A 19,980-nucleotide genomic window follows, 5' to 3' on the forward strand; every position below is an offset into this window, starting at 1 on the left:
CCTTTCCCGATTCCCTTCCCGCCTCCCATGTCCGACAAGCCCGAGCAGCCGCAAGACTCCACCGTGGAGCCGGCCGTCCCCGTCAAGCGCGCCATCAAGAGCTTTGTGGTGCGCGCCGGCCGCATGGGCACGGGCCAGATCAAGGCCCTGGCTGAGCTGGGCCCGCGCTTTGTGCTGCCCTACCAGGCCGGCCAGCGCCTGGACCCGCAGGCCGTGTTCGGCCGCCAGGCCCCCCTGGTGCTGGAAATCGGCTTCGGCATGGGCGGGGCCACGGCCCAGATCGCCCAGACCCTGCCCGACCACGACTTCATCGGCTGCGAGGTGCATGAGCCCGGCGTGGGCGCCCTGCTCAAGCTGATCGGCGAGCAGGACATCCCGAACATCCGCATCTTCCAGCACGACGCCGTGGAGGTGCTGGAGCAGATGATCGCCCCGGACTCCCTGGCCGGCGTGCACATCTTCTTCCCGGATCCCTGGCACAAGAAGCGCCACAACAAGCGCCGCCTGATCCAGCCCGAGTTCGTGGCCAAGCTGGTCAAGCACATCCGCCCCGGCGGCTATCTGCACTGCGCCACCGACTGGGAACCCTATGCCCAGCAGATGCTGGAGGTGCTCTCGGCCGAGCCGACCCTGGTCAACAGCGCCGAGGGCTATGCCGAGAAGCCGGCCTACCGGCCCCTGACCAAGTTCGAAAACCGCGGCCTCAAGCTGGGCCACGGCGTCTGGGACCTGGTCTTCAAGCGCCGCTGATAGAGTCCCGCTCCATGAGCGAATCCACACAACTGGCCGGCAAGCATGTGCTGCTGGGCCTTTCGGGCGGCGTGGCCTGCTACAAGTCGGCCGAGCTGACGCGTCTGCTGGTCAAGGCCGGCGCCACGGTGCAGGTGATGATGAGCGAGGCTGCTACGCAGTTCATCACCCCCGTCACCATGCAGGCCCTGTCCAACCAGCCGGTGCTGCTGAGCCAGTGGGATGCGCGCGAGCCCAACAATATGGCCCACATCAACGCCACCCGCGCGGCCGATGTGATGCTGGTGGCGCCGGCCAGCGCCGACTTCATCGCCAAGCTGGCGCAGGGCAGGGCGGACGAACTGCTGAGCCTCACCGCCCTGGCGCGCCCCGCCGAGCGCTGCGCCCTGCTGGTGGCCCCGGCCATGAACCGCGAGATGTGGGCCCACCCGGCCACCCAGCGCAATGTGGCCCAGATCCGTGCCGACGGCGCTGCGGTGCTGGGCCCGGGCCATGGTGAGCAGGCCTGCGGCGAAACCGGAGACGGCCGCATGCTGGAGGCCGAGGAGCTGCGCGACGCCCTGATCGCGCATTTCCAGCCCAAGCGCCTGGCCGGCAAGAAGCTGCTGATCACGGCCGGCCCCACCTTCGAGCCCATTGATCCGGTGCGCGGCATCACCAATCTCTCCAGCGGCAAGATGGGCTTTGCCATCGCGCGCGCCGCGGTCGAGGCCGGTGCCGAAGTCACCCTGGTGGCGGGCCCCGTGCACCTGCCCACGCCGCGGGGCGTGCGACGCCTCGATGTGCAAACGGCGCAGCAGATGTTTGATGCGGTGCTGCCCCTGGCGCCCCAGCAGGACATCGTGGTGGCCACCGCGGCCGTGGCCGACTGGCGCCCGGCGCAGATGAATGCGCACAAGATCAAGAAGAAGGACGGCGGCAAGGCCGCGCCGGTCTTCGAGCTCACCGAGAACCCCGACATCCTGGCCGCGGTGTCCGCCAGCGTGGACCCGGCCAAGACCTTCTGCGTGGGCTTTGCCGCCGAAAGCCAGGACCTGGCCAAGCACGCGCGCGAGAAGCTGGAACGCAAGCGCGTGCCCCTGATCGTCGGCAATCTGGGTCCGGTCACCTTCGGCCGCGACGACAACGCCCTGCTGCTGGTGGACGCCCAGGGCGAGCGTGAGCTGCCCCATAACGACAAGCTCAGCCTGGCGCGCGAACTGCTGCGCGATGTGGCCGAGCGCATTGCCAAAGCAAGACCCACCGCATGACCACCACGCTTGTTGACCTGAAAGTGCTCGATGCCCGCATGGCCGAGCAGCTGCCCGCCTATGCCACGCCCGGCGCCGCCGGCCTGGACCTGCGCGCCTGCCTGGACGAGGCCATCACCTTGGAGCCCGGCCAGACCACGCTGATCCCCACGGGCCTGGCCATCCATATCAACGATCCCGGCCTAGCGGCCCTGATCCTGCCGCGCTCGGGCCTGGGCCACAAGCATGGCATCGTGCTGGGCAATCTGGTGGGTCTGATCGACTCGGACTACCAGGGCCAGCTGATGGTCAGCTGCTGGAACCGCGGCCAGACGGCGTTTGTGATCCAGCCCATGGAGCGCATCGCCCAGCTGGTGCTGGTGCCCGTGGTGCAGGCGGCCTTCCGCCGCGTCGAGGCCTTTGACGACGCCTCCGCGCGCGGCGAAGGCGGTTTTGGTTCGACTGGCAAGACCTGAGCTGCATTGACCGAGCGGGGCGCGAGTATCCGGCTTTGCCGGGCCTTCGGGCCCGCCCCCTTGAGGGGGCGCGCGAAGCGCTTAGGGGGGGTTAGTGCAGCGGCTCGTCCGGCGGCGCGCCGCTCACCACACTGAACACCGTCTCGCCCACGCTGCCCTCGCGGATCTCGGCCTCGGTGGCCTCGCGCACATCGCGCACGCGCAGATGCATGCGCAGGCCCATGCCGGCCAGCGGATGGTTGCCGTCCAGCACCACATGCTCGGGATAGACCTCGGTGACGGTGTAGACCACATCCTCGGGCATGCCCTCGCTCACGGCGCCCTCGGGCAGGCCTTCGAACTGCATGCCTTCGCCCACGTTCTCGGGCATCAGGGCGCGGGCCTCGAAGCAGACCAGCTCGGGCCGGTAGTCGCCAAAGGCTTCCTCGGGGTCCAGCGCCAGGCTGGTCTCAAAACCGATGTCCTGGCCGGCCAGGACCTGCTCGACCTTGGCGAAGAGATCATCGCCGCCGTAAAAGAATTCCATGGGTTCGCTCAGCTCGTCGATCAGCTGGCCTTGGGCGTCCTCGAGTCTCCAGCTCAGGGAGACGACGCAGGGAGAGGTGATAAGCATGGCCGCCATGATCGCATAAGGGACAATGCGCAGCACCATGATCGACATCGCGCAAGCCACGCCGCTGCTGGGCGGCCTTTCTCCCGAACAATTCATGCGCCGGCACTGGCAGAAGAAGCCTCTGCTGGTGCGCCATGCCTTGCCGGGCATCCAGCCGCCGGCCACGCGCAGCGAGCTGGCCCAGCTGGCCGCCAGCGAGGACGTGGAGTCGCGCCTGGTCAGCGCCTTCGACGGACGCTGGGCCCTGCGCCACGGCCCGGTGGCCAAGCTGCCACCCTTTTCCAAACCCGGCTGGACCCTGCTGGTGCAGGGGCTGGACCTGCATGTGCCGGCCGCACATGAGCTGCTGAGCCGTTTCCGCTTCGTGCCCGAGGCGCGCCTGGACGATCTGATGATCTCCTACGCCTCGGAGGGCGGTGGTGTGGGCCCGCATTTCGATTCCTACGATGTCTTCCTGATCCAGGTGCAAGGGCGCCGGCGCTGGCGCATTGCGCCGCAGAAGGACGCGGTGCTGCGCGACGATGTGCCGCTGAAGATCATTGCCAACTTCAAGCCCGAGCAGGACTTCGTGCTGGAGCCCGGCGACATGCTCTACCTCCCGCCCGGCTGGGCCCATGACGGTGTGGCCGTGGGCGGCGACTGCATGACCTGCTCGGTGGGCTTTCGCTCGCCCTGGCAGGCCGATCTGGCGCGCGAGCTGTTGCCGCGCCTGACGGACGAGGAGCCGCGCGGCAACCGCATGTATGTGGATCCGCGCCAGGCCGCCACCACCACGCCGGGCCTGGTGCCCGAGGCCCTGGTGGAGTTTGCCCGCGCCGCGGCCGAGCGCGCGCTCAAGGAGCCTCTGGCCCTGGAGCGGGCCCTTGGCGAGGCGCTGACCGAGCCCAAGCCCAAGGTCTTCTTCCAGATCGGCGATCCCCTGCCCGAGGGCTGTTGCGCCGCCCTGGATGCACGCAGCCGCATGATGTATGACCGCGCCCACATCTTCATCAACGGCGAGTCCTACCGCGCCGCCGGTCGCGATGCGCGGCTGATGCGCGTGCTGGCCGACCGCCGCCGCCTGAGCGCGGCCCAGGTGGCTCAGCTCTCGGTCGGTGCGCGCGAGCTGCTGGATCAATGGACCGAAGACGGCTGGGTGCAGGCCCAGCCACTGACGCCGGCCTGAGGCCGGGAGCGAGGCGCCATGGACATTACCGAGGGTGTGATCAGTGGCCGTGAGGCCTTTGTGCAGGCCCTGACAGCCTGCTTCCAGCGCGCAGCTCAGGAGGGCTGCCGCGAGCTTTGTCTTTGGGACGCCGATTTCGCGCATTGGCCCTTGTCCTCGCCCGAGGTGCTGGACGCGCTCAGGCAATGGGCGCTGCCGCACCGCCGCCTGCGCCTGCTGGCCACACAGTACGAGGACCTGCGTCGCCTGCACCCGCGCTTTGTGTCCTGGCGCCGTCACTGGGATCATGTGGTTGAAGCGCGAGCCTATGAGCCACAGGATCTCAGCGGCGGCGGGCCGCAAGGCCTGATGCTGGGGCAGGGTTTGTTCAGTCTGCGATTGCTGGACGCCCGACTCTGGCGCGCCGCCTATTCCGGTGCCGCCGCCGACGAGCTGGCCGCCCGTGAATCCTTTGATGCGGTTTGGCAACGCTCGTGCGAATCCTTTAGCGCAAGCACCTTGGGTCTTTAAGGACTTACCCGGTTGCGGATATACTAATTGGCTAGGCGATGGAAGCGCTCGAGGTTTCCGCGTCTTGTTCTGCTGAGGCACCCCGACGGTTTATCGGTGATTGATCGGGAGGAGGGGCCTCATGAATTACCGGTAATTGAATCTTCGTCTATCTGAGGACACCTATGAATAAGTCGATCCTGTTGGCTTCCCTGCTGGCTGCTGCTGCTCTGACCGCTTGCGGCAAGAAGGAAGAGGCTCCTGCTGCTCCGGCCCCCGCTGCCGCTCCGGCTCCCGCCGCTTCGGAAGCTGCTTCCGCTCCGGCCGCTGACGCTTCGGCTCCCGCCGCTGCTCCCGCTGCTTCGGAAGCCGCCAGCAAGTAATCGGTTTCCTCCGAGTACGGCGAAAGCCGTCGGCCGAAAGGCCGACGGCTTTTCTCATTGGCGGGCCCGTATTTCAGGGAAACCCGGCCGGGGATGTCGCGGTATTGGAGTGGATTCTCTAGTCGAGAATCTGCCAGTCCAGGCCTTGCAGCGGGTCTGCCACCAGCACGCGCTCCGGTCTGCGGTCGTCCAGGGCCCGGGCCAGGGCTTCGAACGCCAGCGCCGGCAGATTGTTGCGCTCGCTCAGGTGGGCGGCGATCACCCATTGCAGATCGGCATGCCCGCAGCGCTCCAGGATGCTGGCCGCCAGGGCGTTGGAAAGATGGCCGTGGGTGCCGAGAATGCGCCGCTTCAGGCTGGCCGGGTAGGGGCCGTTGCGCAGCATGTCCTCGTCGTGATTGCACTCCAGCAGCAGCCCGTCCAGGCCTTGCAGGCGCTGCACCAGGCTGTCGGGGGCGCTGCCCACGTCGGTCAGGATGCCCAGGCGGTGGCGCCCGTCCTCGCACAGCAGCTGCAGCGGTTCCGCGGCATCATGCGGCACGGCAAAGGGGCGCAGACGCAGATCGCCCAGGTCCAGCACCTCATCGTCTTTCACCAGATGCAGCAAGTCGGGCGGCAGCTCGGGTGTGCCGTGTCGCTGGCTGATGGCCCGCCAGGTGCCACGGCTGGTCCACAGGGGGACCCGGTGGCGCCGGCTCAGGCTCAGCGCGCAGCCCACATGGTCGCCATGCTCATGGGTGACGAAGACCCCATCGAGCTGCTCCGGCGTGCAGCCTGCACGGGCCATGCGTCGCGTCAGCTCGCGAAGGCTGAAGCCACAGTCCACCAGCAGCAGGGTGCTGGTGATGCCCTGGCTGGCCTCGACCAGGCTGGCATTGCCGCTGCTGCCGCTGCCCAGGCTACAAAAACGCATCTCGCGGGCTCCCCGGGGGAATGAAAAATGCCGCCAGCGCGGTGCGCGGGCGGCATGCTTGTGCGCAGAAACCAGGGCCGTCAACGGCCCTGGTGGATGGATCAGCGCAGATCGTCCATCAGCAGGTTCAGGATGCGCTTGGCATTCTCGTCGGTCTGCTGCTGGCCCTTGGTGTCCAGAATCTTCACCACGCTGCGCTCGCCCTCGGACTTGACCGAGACGCGGTAGCGGTTGGCGGTCACGGCCTGCTCGCCCTTGAACAGACGCTGGAAGAAGTTCGGCTCTTCCTTGCCCACCAGGGTCGGGTCGGCATAGCGCAGATAGAACAGGCCCTGGTTGCGGTCGCGGTCCTCGATGGTGAAGCCGTGGCGGTCCAGGGACTGGCCCACGCGGCGCCAGGCGCGCTCGAAGCCTTCATTGACCTGCAGGCTGTCAGGCACCTCGCTCAGCGGGCGGTTGCGGGCATTGCCGCGCACCGATGGCAGCTCGGCCGAGGGCACGGTCGCCTGGGCGCTGGTGCCCGGGGTGGCCGCCGCCAGCTTGCTGCTCTCGGCCTGGCCGCCCAGCTTGAGCAGCAGGCGCGAAAGCATCTCGCCTTCCAGGGTGGGGTCGGCCGGACGGGGCTGCCACATCGTGGTGTCGCGCTGGTTGCTGGTGTAGACCTCCTGCATGCCGCGGTGCACGATGAAGACATCGGTTCCACCATTGGCATTGCGCTCCACGCGGGTGCGGTACATATCGCGCTCACCGGTGGAGTACAGCGAGTCGAAGACCTTGCCGATGGTCTTGCGCACGACGTCCTGGGGCAGGCGGGCGCGGTTCTCGGCCCAGCCGGTTTCCATCACGCCCACGGCCGGATCATCCTTGACCAGTTCCAGGCCGCGCTCCTGCCAGAAGCTGCGCAGCTGAGGCCACAGTTGCTCGGGCGTGGCCGTGCTGTGCAGCCAGCGCACATCGCCGTTGCGCTGCAGACGGGCTTCGCCCGCGTTGGCCAGGGCCACCTGGGGGGCGGCAGTGCCAGGGGCGGCAGCCCGAGCGTTGTTGGCGGGTTGCTGCAGCGCCGAGGCGCTGATGCTGCCGCCTTGGACCTGGGAGCGACCGTCGCGGGCCAGCTGAGTCAGGTCCGGGGGCACATCCAGGCCGCTGGTCTGCTTGGCTTGGCTGCGATAGTCCACCTTGTCGGAGCTGAAGGTGCCGTCAAAGCTGCTGCAGGCAGCCAGCGAGGCGATCAGGGCCACGCAGGCCAGGCGCTGCGCCGTGGGCGCGAAGGAAGGGAAACGGGTCACGCTAGACATCTCCGAAGGTCGTGGGGCGGTGCCCCGGCCTGGTCTCACAGGAATCGTGGTGTGGGCAATGTGGCTGAGCGGCTCCGTTCAGAGCAGCCCGGCCTCCTGCAGTGCCTGCTGCACCGCGGCCTGGCCGGCCGGGGTCAGCGGGGTGATGGGCAGGCGCAGCGCGCCCTTGCAGCGGCCCAGCTTCTCCAGGGCCCACTTGGTGGGCGCGGGGCTGGGTTCGCAGAAGAGCTGCTTGTGCAGGCCCAGCAGCTGGAAGTGGATGCGGCGCGCCTCGGCCACCTGGCCGGCCAGCGCGGCCCGGCAGAGCTCGTGCATCAGGCGCGGTGCCACATTGGCGGTCACGCTCACATTGCCCTGGCCGCCCAGCAGCATCAGGGCCACGGCCGTGCCGTCGTCACCCGAGTAGATGCCGAAGCCCTTGGGGGCGTGCTTGATCAGGTAGGCGGCGCGCTCGATATTGCCGGTGGCTTCCTTGACGCCGAAGACGCCGGGCAGGGCGGCACAGCGCAGCGCGGTCTCGGGCTGCATATCCGCCACGGTGCGACCCGGCACGTTGTAGAGCATCATGGGGATGTCCACGGCCTCGGCGATCGCCTTGTAGTGCTGGTAGATGCCTTCCTGGCTGGGCTTGTTGTAGTAGGGCACGACGGAGAGCGTGCAGTCCGCGCCCACCGACTTGGCATAGCGGCTCAGCTCGATGGCCTCGGCCGTGGAGTTGGCCCCGGTACCGGCCATGATGGGCACGCGACCCTTGGCATGCTCGACCGCGACCCGGATGATCTCCCGGTTCTCTTCCATGCTGACCGTGGGCGACTCGCCGGTGGTGCCGACCACGCCAATGCAGTCGGTGCCTTCGGCGATATGCCAATCGATCAAGCTGCGCAGCGCGACGTAATCGACGCTGCCGTCTTCCTGCATGGGCGTCACAAGCGCCACGATGCTGCCAACAATCGGTGTCATGGGAGGATTCCTCGTAATCGCGCGATTCTACTCAGCGCCGCGGGGTGCACTTCTCAGTCCAGGCGGTAGCGCTGGAAAACCCCGGGGGACGGCGCCATTTCGCGAACGGCAGCAACGCGCTGGACGTAGCGCGGGTTGACCGCGCCTGCAGGCCCTTGCTCCAGAAACCCGTCCTCATAAGCCACGATGCGCAGGCCCTGGCAGGCGCCAAGCAGCTCGCCGGGCTGCAGCAGGAAGTCGGGCCGGCTGGGCCGGCCAAGGCTCTGCTGGCCATGAGCAAAGGTTTCGTAGACCAGCCAGCCGCCTGGCGCCACGGCCGCCACCAGGCGTGGCAGCAGGGGGCGCCAGAGGTAGTTCGCGACCAGCACCAGATCGAACTGTCGCTCGCCCAGGGGCCAGGGGCCGGCCTCAAGATCGGCCACCAGGGTCTCGGCCAGACCGGCCAGCGGGGCCAGGGCCTGAGCGTCGCGGTCTACGCCGGTGAGCCTGAAACCCTGGGCGGCCAGTGGGCGCAGATGGCGGCCGCTGCCGCAGGCCAGGTCCAGCACGCGGGCGCCGGGGGCAAGCTGCTGGCTCCAGCGCAGCAGCCAGGGGGAGGGGGCGTCGAAAGACATCAAGGAAATGCGGGCAAGGATTCAGAAACAGGCCCAGAGCTGCTCGGAGAGCTGCTGCATCAGGGCCGGTTGGGCATAGGCGAGGAAGACGGCCGCCAGAACCAGGCTCACCAGCAGCCAGCTGAGGGCGATGCGCATGCGGCGGCGTTGGTGCGGGGCCATGAACGGGTTCATGCCGTGGCGGGCACGGGGCGGGCGATGGCCTGCTCACGCACCGGCAGATTGATCAGGGCGGCCATCACGCCCAGGGCCACGGCCAGCCACCAGACGATGTCGTAGCTGCCGCTGGCGTCATAGAGCTTGCCGCCCAGCCAGACGCCCAGGAAGGAGCCGATCTGGTGGCTGAAGAACACAAAGCCGCCCAGCATGGACATGTGCTGCACGCCGAAGATCTGCGCCACCACCGCATTGGTGGGCGGCACGGTGGAGAGCCAGAGCAGGCCCATCACGGCCGAGAACACATAGACGCTCATGGGGCTCAGCGGCACGCTCAGAAAGGTGACGATGGCCACCGAGCGCAGGGCATAGATGCCCGAGAGCAGATAGCGCTTGGGAAAGCGCTGGCCCAGGCTGCCCGCGGCATAGGTGCCGAAGACATTGAACAGGCCAATCAGGGCCAGGGCATAGGTGGCCACTTGGGGCGAGAGCCCCTGGTCCTTCAGATAGCTGGGCATGTGCACACCGATGAAGACCACCTGGAAGCCGCAGACGAAATAGCCCGCCATCAGCAGCTGGAAGCTGCGGTAGCCAAAGGCCTCGCGCAGGGCTTGGCCCACGCTTTGCGAGTGGGCGCTATGCGCCCCGCTGCGCGTCGGCTCGCGCAGACCGAAGGCCAGGGGCAGGATCAGCAGGGCGGCGATCGAGAGGATGAAGAGCGCGTTCTGCCAGCCCGTTCCCGAGATCAACCAGTTTTCCACCGGCACCATCAGGAACTGGCCGAAGCTGCCAGCCGCCGCCGCCACGCCCATGGCCCAGCTGCGCTTCTCGGGCGCCACATTGCGGGCGATCACGCCATAGATCACCGCATAGGTGGTGCCGGACTGCGCCATGCCGATCAGCAGGCCCGCGCTGCCGGTGAAGGCCAGGCCCGAGGTGGACAGGGCCATCAGCACCAGGCCCAGGGCATAGAGTAGGCCGCCCACCACGATGACCTTGAAGGCCCCGAAGCGGTCGGCCAGCATGCCGGCGAAGGGGCCGGCCAGGCCCCAGGCAATGTTCTGCACCGCCAGGGCAAAGGCAAAGGTCTCCCGGGTCCAACCCCGGTCCAGGGTGATGGGCTGCAACCACAGGCCGAAGCCGTGGCGTATGCCCATGGACAGGGTCACGATCAGGGCGCCGCACAGCAGCACCTGTTTGATCGAGAGCGGGGCGGGCGAGGCGGGGCTGTTCATCCACCGCACTGTAGCCAATGCTGCCAAACTCTGCCGCCTGGGCGCGAGGACGGGTCCTAGAATCCCGCCCCATGGCGACCAAAGCAGCAAGCAACAGCAGCAACCCGAGCAGCTATGGCGAGGGCTCGATCCGCGTTCTCAAGGGTCTGGAGCCGGTCAAGCAGCGGCCGGGCATGTACACCCGCACCGACAACCCCCTGCACATCATCCAGGAGGTGATCGACAACGCCGCCGACGAGGCCCTGGCCGGCTTCGGCAAGCGCATCGATGTGATCCAGCATGCCGACGGCTCCATCTCCGTGGCCGACGACGGCCGCGGCATTCCCTTCGGCCTGCACCCCGAGGAAGGCGTGCCGGTGGTGGAGATCGTCTTCACCCGCCTGCATGCGGGCGGCAAGTTCGACAAGGGCTCGGGCGGGGCCTATAGCTTCTCCGGCGGCCTGCACGGCGTGGGCGTGTCGGTGACCAATGCCCTGGCCACCCGCCTGGAGGTGACGGTCTGGCGCGACAAGCAGGTGGCCGCCCTGGCCTTCGAGCATGGCGATGTGGTGGAACCGGTGAGCGCCCGCGCGGCCGCCAGCGGCGACCGCAAGCAGGGCACGACGGTGCGTGTCTGGCCCGATGCCAAGTATTTCGAGAGTGCCGAGCTGCCCAAGCACGAGCTGGTGCATCTGCTGCGCTCCAAGGCGGTGCTGATGCCGGGCGTCATCGTGACGCTCAAGAACGAGAAGAGCGGTGAGCTGCAGACCTGGTCCTACAAGGGCGGCCTGCGCGACTACCTGATGCAGACCCTGTCGACCGACCCGCTGATTCCGCTGATCGAGGGCGAGCAGTACGCCAGCAGCCAGGAGAGCGAGAACTTCGCCGAGGGCGAGGGCGCGGCCTGGGCCCTGGCCTTCACCGAAGAAGGCGCGGTGATGCGCGAGAGCTATGTGAACCTGATCCCCACGGTGGCGGGCGGCACGCACGAGTCCGGCCTGAAGGATGGTCTGTTCGGCGCGCTCAAGGGCTTTATCGAGCTGCACTCCCTGCTGCCCAAGGGCGTGAAGCTGATGCCCGACGATGTGTTCTCGCGCGCCAGCTTCGTGCTCTCGGCCAAGGTGCTGGACCCGCAGTTCCAGGGCCAGACCAAGGAGCGTCTGAACAGCCGCGACGCGCTGCGCCTGGTCTCCAGCTTCGTCAAGCCGCAGCTGGAGCTGTGGCTGAACCAGCATGTGGAGTTCGGCAAGAAGCTGGCCGAGCTGGCCATCAAGCAGGCCCAGAGCCGCCAGCGCGCCGCCCAGAAGGTGGAAAAGCGCAAGGGCTCGGGCGTGGCCGTGCTGCCCGGCAAGCTCACCGACTGCGAGAGCCGCGACATCCTGCACAACGAGCTCTTCCTGGTGGAGGGCGACTCCGCCGGTGGCAGCGCCAAGATGGGCCGCAACAAGGAAACCCAGGCCGTGCTGCCCCTGCGCGGCAAGGTGCTCAATGCCTGGGAGGTGGAGCGCGATCTGCTGTTCAAGAACAACGAGATCCACGATATCTCGGTGGCCATCGGCGTGGATCCGCACGGCCCGAACGACAGCCCCGACCTCAGCGGCCTGCGCTACGGCAAGATCTGCATCCTCTCGGACGCGGACGTGGACGGCTCCCACATCCAGGTGCTGCTGCTCACGCTCTTCTTCCGCCACTTCCCCAAGCTGGTCGAGGCCGGGCACATCTTCGTGGCCCGCCCGCCGCTGTACCGGGTGGATGCGCCGGCCCGTGGCAAGAAGCCGCCGGTCAAGCTCTATGCCCTGGACGAGGGCGAGCTCACCGCCACGCTGGATAAGCTGCGCAAGGAAGGTGCGCGCGATGGCTCTTGGACCATCAGCCGCTTCAAGGGCCTGGGCGAGATGAGCGCCGAGCAGCTCTGGGACACCACGCTCAACCCCGAGACCCGCCGCCTCTCCCCGGTGCGCTACGGCCTGCTGGACTTCGGCCAGACCGTGGAAGCCATCAACAAGCTGATGGGCAAGGGCGAGGCCGCCTCGCGCCGCGAGCTGATGGAGATTCACGGCGACGCGGTGGAAATCGATATCTAAGCCCCAGGCCAGCCCTGCCATGAAGACCGTCTACAACCCGCAGCACGCCGGCCACGCCGCCACCCACGAGTTCTTTCGCGGGCGCCTGGTGCCGGCCTTCGAGATCCCGGCGCGGGCCGACTATGTGCTCAAGGCCGTGCAGGCCGCGGCCCTGGGCGAGGTGCTGGCGCCGGTGGACCATGGGCTGGCGCCGCTGGAGCGCGTGCATGCGCCGGCCTATCTGCGCTTTCTGCGCGGGGCCCACGCCGAGTGGCGGGCCCTGGGCGGGGAGGGGGACGCCTTCCCGGCCGTCTGGCCGGTGCGCAGCCTGCGCTCGGATGTGGAGCCGCAGAGCTTTGCCGCCCGCATGGGCCTGTATTCCATGGACAGCGGCACGCCGCTGACCGCGGGCGCCTGGGAGGCCGCCTACTGGGGCGCCCAGGCCACGCTCAGCGGCCTGGAGATCGCCCTGGGGGATGAGCGCCGCGCCTATGTGTTGACCCGCCCGCCGGGCCACCATGCCGGGGCCGATTTCTTTGGCGGCTACTGCTTCATCAACAATGCCGCGGTGGCGGCCCAGGCGGCGCGCGACGCCGGTCTGCAGCGCGTGGCCATCCTGGACGTGGATTACCACCACGGCAATGGCACCCAGGCCATCTTCTACGAGCGCGCCGATGTGTTCTACGCCAGCCTGCATGGCGATCCGCAAACCGAGTACCCCTTCTTCCTGGGCCATGCGGACGAGCGCGGCGCGGGTGCCGGCCTGGGCTTCAATGCCAACGAGCCCCTGGCGGCGGGCAGCTCCAACGAGGCCTGGTTCGCGGCCCTGGAGCGATTGCTGGGCCGGCTGCAGGTTTTTGCGCCCGAGCTGCTGATCGTCTCCCTGGGTGTGGATACCTATGGCGGCGACCCGATCTCGCACTTCAAGCTGGACCGGCCCGAGTTCGCCGCCCTGGGCGAGCGCCTGGCGGCCTTTGGCGCGCCACGCACTCTCTTTCTGCAGGAAGGTGGCTATGCCACCGAGGCCATAGGCCTGAATGTGGTGGCGGTGCTGCAGGGTTTTGAACGCGGCCTCGGGCGGGCAGGGAGCCGCTGATGCCTGCGCCGCGCGTGATCCTGCGTCCCACCATGCTTTCGGACCTGGACTTTGTGGTCTCGGTCGAGCAGGACGCGGCCAACGCGCCCTTCATCACCGCCTGGGAGCGCACCCAGCACGAGGGCGCGATCCGCTTCCCGGACTCGCGTCACTTCATCATTGAAGACGCCGAGGGTGCCGCCCTGGGCTTTGTGATCCTGCAGGGCTGCCGCAGCCCGCACCGCTCGGTGGAGCTCAAGCGCATCGTGCTGGGCCCGCGCGGCCAGGGCCGCGGTCTGGGGCGGGACTGCGTGCGCCAGCTCAAGAAGCTGGCATTCACCCAGCTGGGCGCACACCGCTTCTGGCTGGATGTGAAGGCGCTCAACACCCGTGCCCAGCACCTCTACCAGAGCGAGGGCTTTGTGGAGGAGGGTCGCCTGCGCGAGAGCGTGCGCGTGGCCGGCGCCGATGGCTACGACAGCCTGATCGTGATGTCCATGCTGGACCGCGAGTACCAGGCCCGCCTGGCCCTGGGGCAGGAGGTGGCGTGAGGATTCGCGCGCTCCTCCCCCTGCTTGCGAGCGGACTGGCCCTGGCCGGAGCGGCGCGCGCCGAGCTTTGGGGCTATGTGGATGGCGCCGGCGTGGCCCATGTGGCCGCGCGCCCGCTCAATAGCCGCTACAGCCTGGTGCTGGGCACGCCCTCGGCCGAGCAGGGCCGGGTGCCCGGCAAGCAGGACGGCAGCCAGGGCCTGCTGACCTGGCTGGAGTTCGCGCCTGAGGTCAAGAGCGTGCAGCCCTGGCTGCGCGAGGCCGCGCGCCGGCATGGCGTGGACATGGAGCTGCTCAAGGCCATCATCACGGTGGAGAGCGGCTTCAAGGCCGACGCCGTATCGCCGCGTGGCGCGGTGGGCCTGATGCAGATCATGGCCCCGGCCGAGCAGGCCGCGCGCCTGCTCGATCCGCGCGCCAATGTGCATGCCGGCGCGGCCCAGTTGGCGCGCCTGATCAAGCGTTTCGGCCGCATCGATGTGGCCCTGGCGGCCTGGAATGCCGGCGAGGGCAGGGTGGCCCGCCATGGCGGCCAGATGCCGCCCATCCCCGAGACCCAGGCCCATGTGCACCTGGTGCTGGAGCTGTACTGGGCCCTGTTGCAGCGCAGCCTGCCGGCCCAGGCGCGCCAGCTGAGAATTCATAGCAGTTGATCTTTCATGAGCGATTCCAACACTCTGGACCTGTTTGCCACCAACCCGGCCGAGGAGCCGGGTGACGCCCTGACCCTGGCGCACTACGCCCAGCAGGCCTATCTCGAGTACGCGCTCTCGGTGGTCAAGGGACGGGCCCTGCCCGATGTCTGCGACGGCCAGAAGCCGGTGCAGCGCCGCATCCTCTACGCCATGGAGCGCATGGGTCTGACCTGGAGCGGCGCCTCGGGCGCCAAGCCGGTCAAGGGCGCGCGCGTGGTGGGCGATGTACTGGGTCGTTTCCACCCTCATGGCGACCAGTCGGTGTATGACGCCCTGGTGCGCATGGCCCAGGACTTCAGCCAGCGCTATCCGCTGATCGATGGTCAGGGCAATTTCGGCAGCCGTGATGGCGATGGCGCCGCGGCCATGCGTTACACCGAAGCCCGCCTGGCCCCCATTGCCCGACTGCTGCTGGATGAGATCGACGAGGGCACGGTGGACCTGGTGCCCAATTACGACGGCTCCACCCAGGAGCCGCGCCAGCTGCCGGCACGCCTGCCCTTTGTGCTGCTCAACGGCGCCTCGGGCATTGCCGTGGGCCTGGCCACCGAGGTGCCCAGCCACAATCTGCGCGAGGTGGCGGCCGCGGCCGTGGCCCTGTTGAAGAACGACAAGCTCACGGACGATGAGCTCTACACCCTGCTGCCCGGTCCCGACTTCCCCGGTGGCGGCCAGCTGATCAGCAGCGCCGAGGACATCCGCGCCGCCTACGCCAGCGGCCGCGGCAGCCTCAAGCTGCGCGCGCGCTGGAAGATCGAGGACCTGGCGCGCGGCCAGTGGCAGCTGGTGGTGACCGAGCTGCCGCACGGCACCAGCTCGCAGAAGGTGCTGGAGGAGATCGAGGAACTCTCCAACCCCAAGGTCAAGACCGGCAAGAAGGCGCTGAGCCAGGAGCAGCTGCAGCTCAAGGCCAGCGTGTTGTCCGTGCTGGACGGGGTGCGCGACGAGTCCAGCAAGGACGCGCCGGTGCGCCTGGTCTTCGAGCCCAAGAGCCGCACGGTGGAGCAGCAGGAGCTGATCACCACCCTGCTGGCCCACACCAGCCTGGAGACCTCGGCCTCGGTCAACCTGACCATGATCGGCGCCGACGGCCGGCCCACGCAGAAGAATCTGCGCCAGATCCTCAGCGAGTGGCTGGGTTACCGCCTGGCCACGGTGCAGCGCCGCACCCAGCACCGCCTCACCAAGGTGCTGGACCGCATCCATGTGCTGGAAGGCCGCCAGCTGGTGCTGCTGAACATCGACGAGGTGATCCGCATCATCCGCAACAGCGACGAGCCCAAGGCCGCGCTGATCGAGCGCTTCAAGCTCAGCGATCGCCAGGCCGAGGACATCCTGGAAATCCGTCTGCGCCAGCTGGCGCGACTGGAGGCCATCAAGATCGAGCAGGAGCTGACCCAGCTGCGCGAGGAGCAGGCCAAGCTGGAAGACATCCTGGGCAACCCCGGCGTGCTCAAGCGCACCGTGGTCAAGGAGATCGAGGCCGATGCCAAGGCCTATGGCGACGAGCGCCGCACCCTGATCCAGGAAGAGAAGAAGGCCGTGGCCGAGATCAAGGTGGTGGACGAGCCCGTCACCGTGGTGGTCAGCTTGAAGGGCTGGGTGAGGGCGCTCAAGGGCCATGAGATCGATCCGGCCGCGCTCAGCTTCAAGAGCGGCGACCAGCTCTACGGCACCTTCCCCTGCCGCAGCGTGGATCCGCTGATCGTCTTTGGCAGCAATGGCCGGGTCTACTCGGTGCCGGTCTCGGCCCTGCCGGGCGGTCGCGGCGATGGCCAGCCCATCACCACGCTCATCGAGCTGGAGAGCGGCACCCAGATCGCTCATTACTACGCCGCCAGCGCCAGCCAACGCCTGGTGCTGGCCGGGACCGGCGGCTTCGGCCTGATCGCCCAGGTGGGCGATCTGGTCGGTCGCCAGAAGGCCGGCAAGACCTTCCTGAGCCTGGAGGGCGAGGAAAAGCCCCTGCCGCCCAGCGCGGTGCCGGAGGGCCTGGGCCAGCAGCTGGCCTGCCTGTCGCTGCAGGGGCGCCTGCTCACCTTCGCGCTGGACGAGCTCAAGCACCAGCCCAAGGGCGGTCGCGGCCTGACCCTGATGGATCTGGAACCCAAGGACGCGCTGCTGAGCGTGGCCGCCTACACCCAGCTGCTGCAGGTGCTGGGCAGCGGCCGCGGCGGCAAGCCCAAGGAAGAGCTGCTCAAGGGGGCAGGTCTTGCCAGCTACGCCGGCAAGCGCGCCCGCAAGGGCAAGCCGGTGGAGGGCATGCAGAAGGTCTTGCGCGTGCTGGCCGCCTGATGCCGAGTCGCTTCCCGTGTCTTGCCCCCGATTTGCACCAAATTGATGCAACACCGCCGGAGCTCGCCAAAGTTGCCGATGCATGCCCCTAACATGGGGGACTGATCCCGGTGGACTACGACACTCGCTGCAGTGCACAATTTCTTCACGATTTGACGGCGAATGTGCTGCGAACGTTCAGGAGCTAAGTCATGAACTTGAAATCTGTGGTGATTGCTGCCGCTTTGGCGGTGTCTGGTGTCGGGGCTTGGGCAGCAGGCGGTCCGGTCTCTCCCAGCCCGAGTGCTTCGTTCAGCAATACCGTGACGGGTGCCTTCACCGATATCTGGACCTTTGATCTCGGAACGGAGTCTGCCGTTGCCGCGTCCATCACCAATGTGCAGGTCTCCTTCGCCTCGCTGAGCACCGGCGGCATCCTCGGTTTTTCGGCCTGGCTCAATGACAAGCTCTTGGTCGGACCGACCTCCGAGGTCACGAACAACGGTGTAACGGTCACGACCAAGGTGGTGGCTGGCGGCTCTATCCTGCCGGCAGGCACATATCAACTGAAGGTCACCGGTACCGGCATCACCGGCGCCTCGGCTTCCTATGGGGGCAATATCGTCGCTACGCCGATTACGACGCCGATCCCCGAGCCTGAGACCTACGCCATGCTCCTGGCCGGCTTGGGCGTGGTGGGCTTCGTGGCACGTCGGCGCAAGCAGCAGGCCTGAAGCGCTCCAAAAAACGGATCCGGCAGGATCCGTTTTTCATTTCCGGCTTTGCTTCAAGCTCAGGGACGGCTCAGTGCGCGTGCGCAGTCAGCCACGAGAGCCGGACCTTTGTAGATGAGACCGGTGTAGATCTGCACCAGATCGGCGCCGGCCGCGATCTTGGCGCGGGCATCCTCGCCGCTGAGCACACCGCCCACCCCGATGATGGGGTAGTTGGAACCTAGGGCCGCGCGCAGCAGGCGGATCACGCGGTTGCTGGCCTCGAAGACCGGGCGGCCCGAGAGTCCGCCGGTCTCGCCCGCATGCGGCAGGCCCCGGACCGCCTCGCGTGCGATGGTGGTGTTGGTGGCGATCACACCATCGATGCCGTTCTTCTGCAGGGTCTGGGCGATCACGGCCACCTGGTCCTCGTCCAGGTCCGGCGCAATCTTCACGAACATGGGCACCTGGCGGCCGCTGGCCTGCTGCAGTTCCAGCTTGCGGGTCTGCAGGCGAGAGAGCAGGGCGTCCAGGGCCTCATCGCTTTGCAGGGCGCGCAGGTTCTTGGTGTTGGGGCTGGAGATATTGACCGTGATGTAGTCGGCGTGGGGGAACACGCCCTCCAGGCCGATCAGGTAGTCGTCCACCGCGTTCTCGATGGGCGTGGCGGCGTTCTTGCCGATGTTCAGGCCCAGCAGGCCACCGGCGGCGCGGAAGGAGCGGGCGCGCTGCACATTGGCGATGAAGCTGGCCAGACCCTCGTTGTTGAAGCCCAGGCGGTTGATCAGGGCCTCTTTCTCGGGAATGCGGAACATGCGCGGCTTGTCATTGCCGGGCTGGCCCTTGGGCGTGACGGTGCCGACCTCGATGAAACCGAAGCCCATGGCGCCCAGACCGTCGATGCAGCGACCGTTCTTGTCCAGACCGGCGGCCAGGCCGATACGGTTGGGGAAGCGCAGGCCCGCCACCGTGACCGGGTCGGCGATGCGGGTCTGGGCCCACAAACACTGGGCCGGCGTGTTCTGCAGCCGGGCGATGGCGCCCAGGGTCAGCTCATGCGCATGCTCGGGGTCCAGGCCGAAGAGAAAGGGACGGGTGAGGGCGTAGGGAACGAGAGACATGGGGCGAGATTGTCGCATCGGCCGCCACGAGGCCGGCATGCCGCGACCGTGCCCGCGGCGAAAGCGGCCGATAATCCTGCCGGTTCCCCCGTGAGGCATTCGATGAAACCCCTGGACGATCCCCAACACGACCGTGAAGTTGGCTCCCGCGATGCCACGCGCGACACCACCCGCACCGACGACACCCGCATCGGCGCGGTCCGCCCCCTGATCTCGCCGGCCTTGTTGCTGGACGAGTTGCCCCTGTCTGAGGCGGCTCTGGAGCTGGTGGAGCGCTCGCGCCGCGAAATCGGTGAGGTGCTGCATGGCCGCGACGACCGTCTGCTGGTGGTGGTGGGGCCTTGCTCCATCCACGACCACGACCAGGCCATGGACTACGCCCGCCTGCTCAAGAAGACGCGCGACGAGCTGCAGCAGGACCTGCTGATCGTGATGCGCGTGTACTTCGAGAAGCCGCGCACCACCGTGGGCTGGAAGGGCTATATCAACGATCCGCGCCTGGACGGCAGCTTCCACATGAACGAGGGCCTGCGCCTGGCGCGCCAGCTGCTGCTGGACGTGACGGCCCTGGGCCTGCCCGCCGGCACCGAGTTCCTGGACCTGCTCTCACCGCAGTACATCTCGGACCTGATCGCCTGGGGCGCCATCGGTGCGCGCACCACCGAGAGCCAGAGCCACCGCCAGCTGGCCTCCGGTCTGTCCTGCCCCGTGGGCTTCAAGAATGGCACGGACGGCGGCATCAAGGTCGCCTCCGACGCCGTGCTCGCCGCCCAGGCCAGCCATGCCTTCATGGGCATGACCAAGATGGGCGCGGCCGCCATCTTCGAGACCCGCGGCAACCAGGACTGCCACATCATCCTGCGCGGCGGCAAGGCGCCCAATTACGACGCCGCCAGCGTGCAGGCCGCCTGCGAGGCGCTCAAGGCCTCGGGCCTGCGCGAGCAGGTGATGATCGACTTCTCCCATGCCAACAGCAGCAAGAAGTACGAGCGCCAGATCGAGGTGGGCCGCGATGTGGCGGCCCAGATGGCGGGTGGCGAGCACCGCATCACCGGCGTGATGATCGAGAGCCATCTGCAGCCCGGGCGCCAGGACCTGCTGGACGGCCAGACCCGCGCCGACCTCAAGCCCGGCGTCTCCATCACCGATGCCTGCCTGGGCTGGGCCCAGACCGAGCCCCTGCTGCAGGAGCTGGCCGCCGCCGTGCGAGCGCGCCGCAAGATTTCCTGAA

Annotated in this window: 20 protein-coding genes; 12 read left to right on the forward strand and 8 right to left on the reverse strand. The window is 67.9% G+C overall.

What is annotated here, in order from left to right:
• Positions 1 to 27 precede the first annotated feature (27 nt).
• From trmB to dut, 3 genes are read left to right on the forward strand one after another with little or no spacing between them, the layout of a single operon-like run.
• On the forward strand, positions 28 to 750 hold the full coding sequence (gene trmB, locus DFR39_RS07560; protein WP_133602912.1) for a tRNA (guanosine(46)-N7)-methyltransferase TrmB: 723 nt from the start codon (positions 28 to 30) through the stop codon (positions 748 to 750).
• A gap of 14 nt (positions 751 to 764) precedes the next feature.
• On the forward strand, positions 765 to 2,000 hold the full coding sequence (coaBC, locus tag DFR39_RS07565; protein ID WP_133602913.1) for a bifunctional phosphopantothenoylcysteine decarboxylase/phosphopantothenate--cysteine ligase CoaBC: 1,236 nt from the start codon (positions 765 to 767) through the stop codon (positions 1,998 to 2,000).
• The gene (dut, locus tag DFR39_RS07570) at positions 1,997 to 2,455 is read left to right on the forward strand and encodes a dUTP diphosphatase (protein ID WP_133602914.1); all 459 of its coding nucleotides are present in this window, start codon (positions 1,997 to 1,999) and stop codon (positions 2,453 to 2,455) included. Before coaBC ends, dut begins: the two co-directional genes overlap by 4 nt.
• 91 nt (positions 2,456 to 2,546) lie before the next feature.
• Here the strand turns inward: dut and DFR39_RS07575 are convergent, their stop codons facing one another.
• The gene (locus tag DFR39_RS07575; protein WP_133602915.1) at positions 2,547 to 3,068 is read right to left on the reverse strand and encodes an FKBP-type peptidyl-prolyl cis-trans isomerase; all 522 of its coding nucleotides are present in this window, start codon (positions 3,066 to 3,068) and stop codon (positions 2,547 to 2,549) included.
• 40 nt (positions 3,069 to 3,108) lie between these two features.
• Here DFR39_RS07575 and DFR39_RS07580 point away from each other — a divergent pair, with 40 nt between their 5' ends.
• Together DFR39_RS07580 and DFR39_RS07585 are read left to right on the forward strand one after the other, a co-directional pair.
• Entirely contained in the window at positions 3,109 to 4,233 is a 1,125-nt protein-coding gene (locus tag DFR39_RS07580) for a JmjC domain-containing protein (protein WP_133603002.1), read from the forward strand.
• An 18-nt stretch (positions 4,234 to 4,251) separates the two neighbouring features.
• A complete protein-coding gene (locus DFR39_RS07585; RefSeq protein WP_133602916.1) occupies positions 4,252 to 4,743 on the forward strand; it encodes a DUF7931 domain-containing protein in 492 nt (163 codons plus the stop codon).
• A 480-nt stretch (positions 4,744 to 5,223) separates the two neighbouring features.
• On the opposite strand, the gene DFR39_RS07595 is transcribed toward DFR39_RS07585, so the two are convergent.
• From DFR39_RS07595 to DFR39_RS07615, 6 genes are all read right to left on the reverse strand, one after another.
• Positions 5,224 to 6,018 carry an MBL fold metallo-hydrolase gene (locus DFR39_RS07595; RefSeq protein WP_133602918.1) on the reverse strand — a complete coding sequence of 265 codons (795 nt, stop codon included), beginning with the start codon at positions 6,016 to 6,018 and terminating at the stop codon, positions 5,224 to 5,226.
• A 101-nt stretch (positions 6,019 to 6,119) separates the two neighbouring features.
• Complete coding sequence (gene bamC / locus DFR39_RS07600; protein ID WP_133602919.1) at positions 6,120 to 7,313, reverse strand: outer membrane protein assembly factor BamC; 1,194 nt, start codon at positions 7,311 to 7,313, stop codon at positions 6,120 to 6,122.
• Between the two features lie 78 nt (positions 7,314 to 7,391).
• Positions 7,392 to 8,273 (reverse strand): 4-hydroxy-tetrahydrodipicolinate synthase, encoded by an 882-nt coding sequence (gene dapA, locus DFR39_RS07605; RefSeq protein WP_133602920.1) that lies wholly within the window; start codon positions 8,271 to 8,273, stop codon positions 7,392 to 7,394.
• Positions 8,274 to 8,326: 53 nt separating this feature from the next.
• Complete coding sequence (locus DFR39_RS07610) at positions 8,327 to 8,887, reverse strand: class I SAM-dependent methyltransferase (protein ID WP_133602921.1); 561 nt, start codon at positions 8,885 to 8,887, stop codon at positions 8,327 to 8,329.
• Positions 8,888 to 8,908: 21 nt separating this feature from the next.
• Complete coding sequence (locus DFR39_RS19810) at positions 8,909 to 9,049, reverse strand: hypothetical protein (protein WP_162849428.1); 141 nt, start codon at positions 9,047 to 9,049, stop codon at positions 8,909 to 8,911.
• Positions 9,050 to 9,057: 8 nt separating this feature from the next.
• Positions 9,058 to 10,278, reverse strand: coding sequence for an MFS transporter (locus DFR39_RS07615; protein WP_133602922.1), 1,221 nt, complete (start codon positions 10,276 to 10,278; stop codon positions 9,058 to 9,060).
• A 71-nt stretch (positions 10,279 to 10,349) separates the two neighbouring features.
• Between DFR39_RS07615 and DFR39_RS07620 the strand changes: the two genes are divergently transcribed.
• The 6 genes from DFR39_RS07620 to DFR39_RS07645 all read left to right on the forward strand — a co-directional run bounded on the left by DFR39_RS07620 (position 10,350) and on the right by DFR39_RS07645 (position 17,649).
• Entirely contained in the window at positions 10,350 to 12,341 is a 1,992-nt protein-coding gene (locus DFR39_RS07620) for a DNA topoisomerase IV subunit B (RefSeq protein ID WP_133602923.1), read from the forward strand.
• A gap of 19 nt (positions 12,342 to 12,360) precedes the next feature.
• Complete coding sequence (locus DFR39_RS07625; protein ID WP_133602924.1) at positions 12,361 to 13,416, forward strand: histone deacetylase family protein; 1,056 nt, start codon at positions 12,361 to 12,363, stop codon at positions 13,414 to 13,416.
• Positions 13,416 to 13,946 carry a GNAT family N-acetyltransferase gene (locus tag DFR39_RS07630; protein WP_133602925.1) on the forward strand — a complete coding sequence of 177 codons (531 nt, stop codon included), beginning with the start codon at positions 13,416 to 13,418 and terminating at the stop codon, positions 13,944 to 13,946. The genes DFR39_RS07625 and DFR39_RS07630 overlap by 1 nt, the downstream gene beginning before the upstream one ends.
• Positions 13,943 to 14,599: a lytic transglycosylase domain-containing protein gene (locus tag DFR39_RS07635; RefSeq protein ID WP_246030736.1), complete on the forward strand. Its 657-nt coding sequence runs from the start codon at positions 13,943 to 13,945 to the stop codon at positions 14,597 to 14,599. The genes DFR39_RS07630 and DFR39_RS07635 overlap by 4 nt, the downstream gene beginning before the upstream one ends.
• Positions 14,600 to 14,605: 6 nt before the next feature.
• Positions 14,606 to 16,936 carry a DNA topoisomerase IV subunit A gene (gene parC / locus DFR39_RS07640; protein WP_133602926.1) on the forward strand — a complete coding sequence of 777 codons (2,331 nt, stop codon included), beginning with the start codon at positions 14,606 to 14,608 and terminating at the stop codon, positions 16,934 to 16,936.
• Positions 16,937 to 17,127: 191 nt separating this feature from the next.
• On the forward strand, positions 17,128 to 17,649 hold the full coding sequence (locus DFR39_RS07645; RefSeq protein WP_133602927.1) for an FxDxF family PEP-CTERM protein: 522 nt from the start codon (positions 17,128 to 17,130) through the stop codon (positions 17,647 to 17,649).
• 59 nt (positions 17,650 to 17,708) lie between these two features.
• On the opposite strand, the gene DFR39_RS07650 is transcribed toward DFR39_RS07645, so the two are convergent.
• On the reverse strand, positions 17,709 to 18,749 hold the full coding sequence (locus tag DFR39_RS07650) for a quinone-dependent dihydroorotate dehydrogenase (protein ID WP_133602928.1): 1,041 nt from the start codon (positions 18,747 to 18,749) through the stop codon (positions 17,709 to 17,711).
• Between the two features lie 102 nt (positions 18,750 to 18,851).
• On the opposite strand from DFR39_RS07650, the gene DFR39_RS07655 reads away from it, so the two are divergent.
• The gene (locus DFR39_RS07655) at positions 18,852 to 19,979 is read left to right on the forward strand and encodes a 3-deoxy-7-phosphoheptulonate synthase (RefSeq protein WP_133602929.1); all 1,128 of its coding nucleotides are present in this window, start codon (positions 18,852 to 18,854) and stop codon (positions 19,977 to 19,979) included.
• The last annotated feature ends 1 nt before the right edge of the window (position 19,980 follow it).

The sequence above is a fragment of the Roseateles asaccharophilus genome, assembly GCF_004362405.1.
In the GTDB taxonomy this organism is placed as follows: Bacteria; Pseudomonadota; Gammaproteobacteria; order Burkholderiales; family Burkholderiaceae_C; genus Kinneretia; species Kinneretia asaccharophila.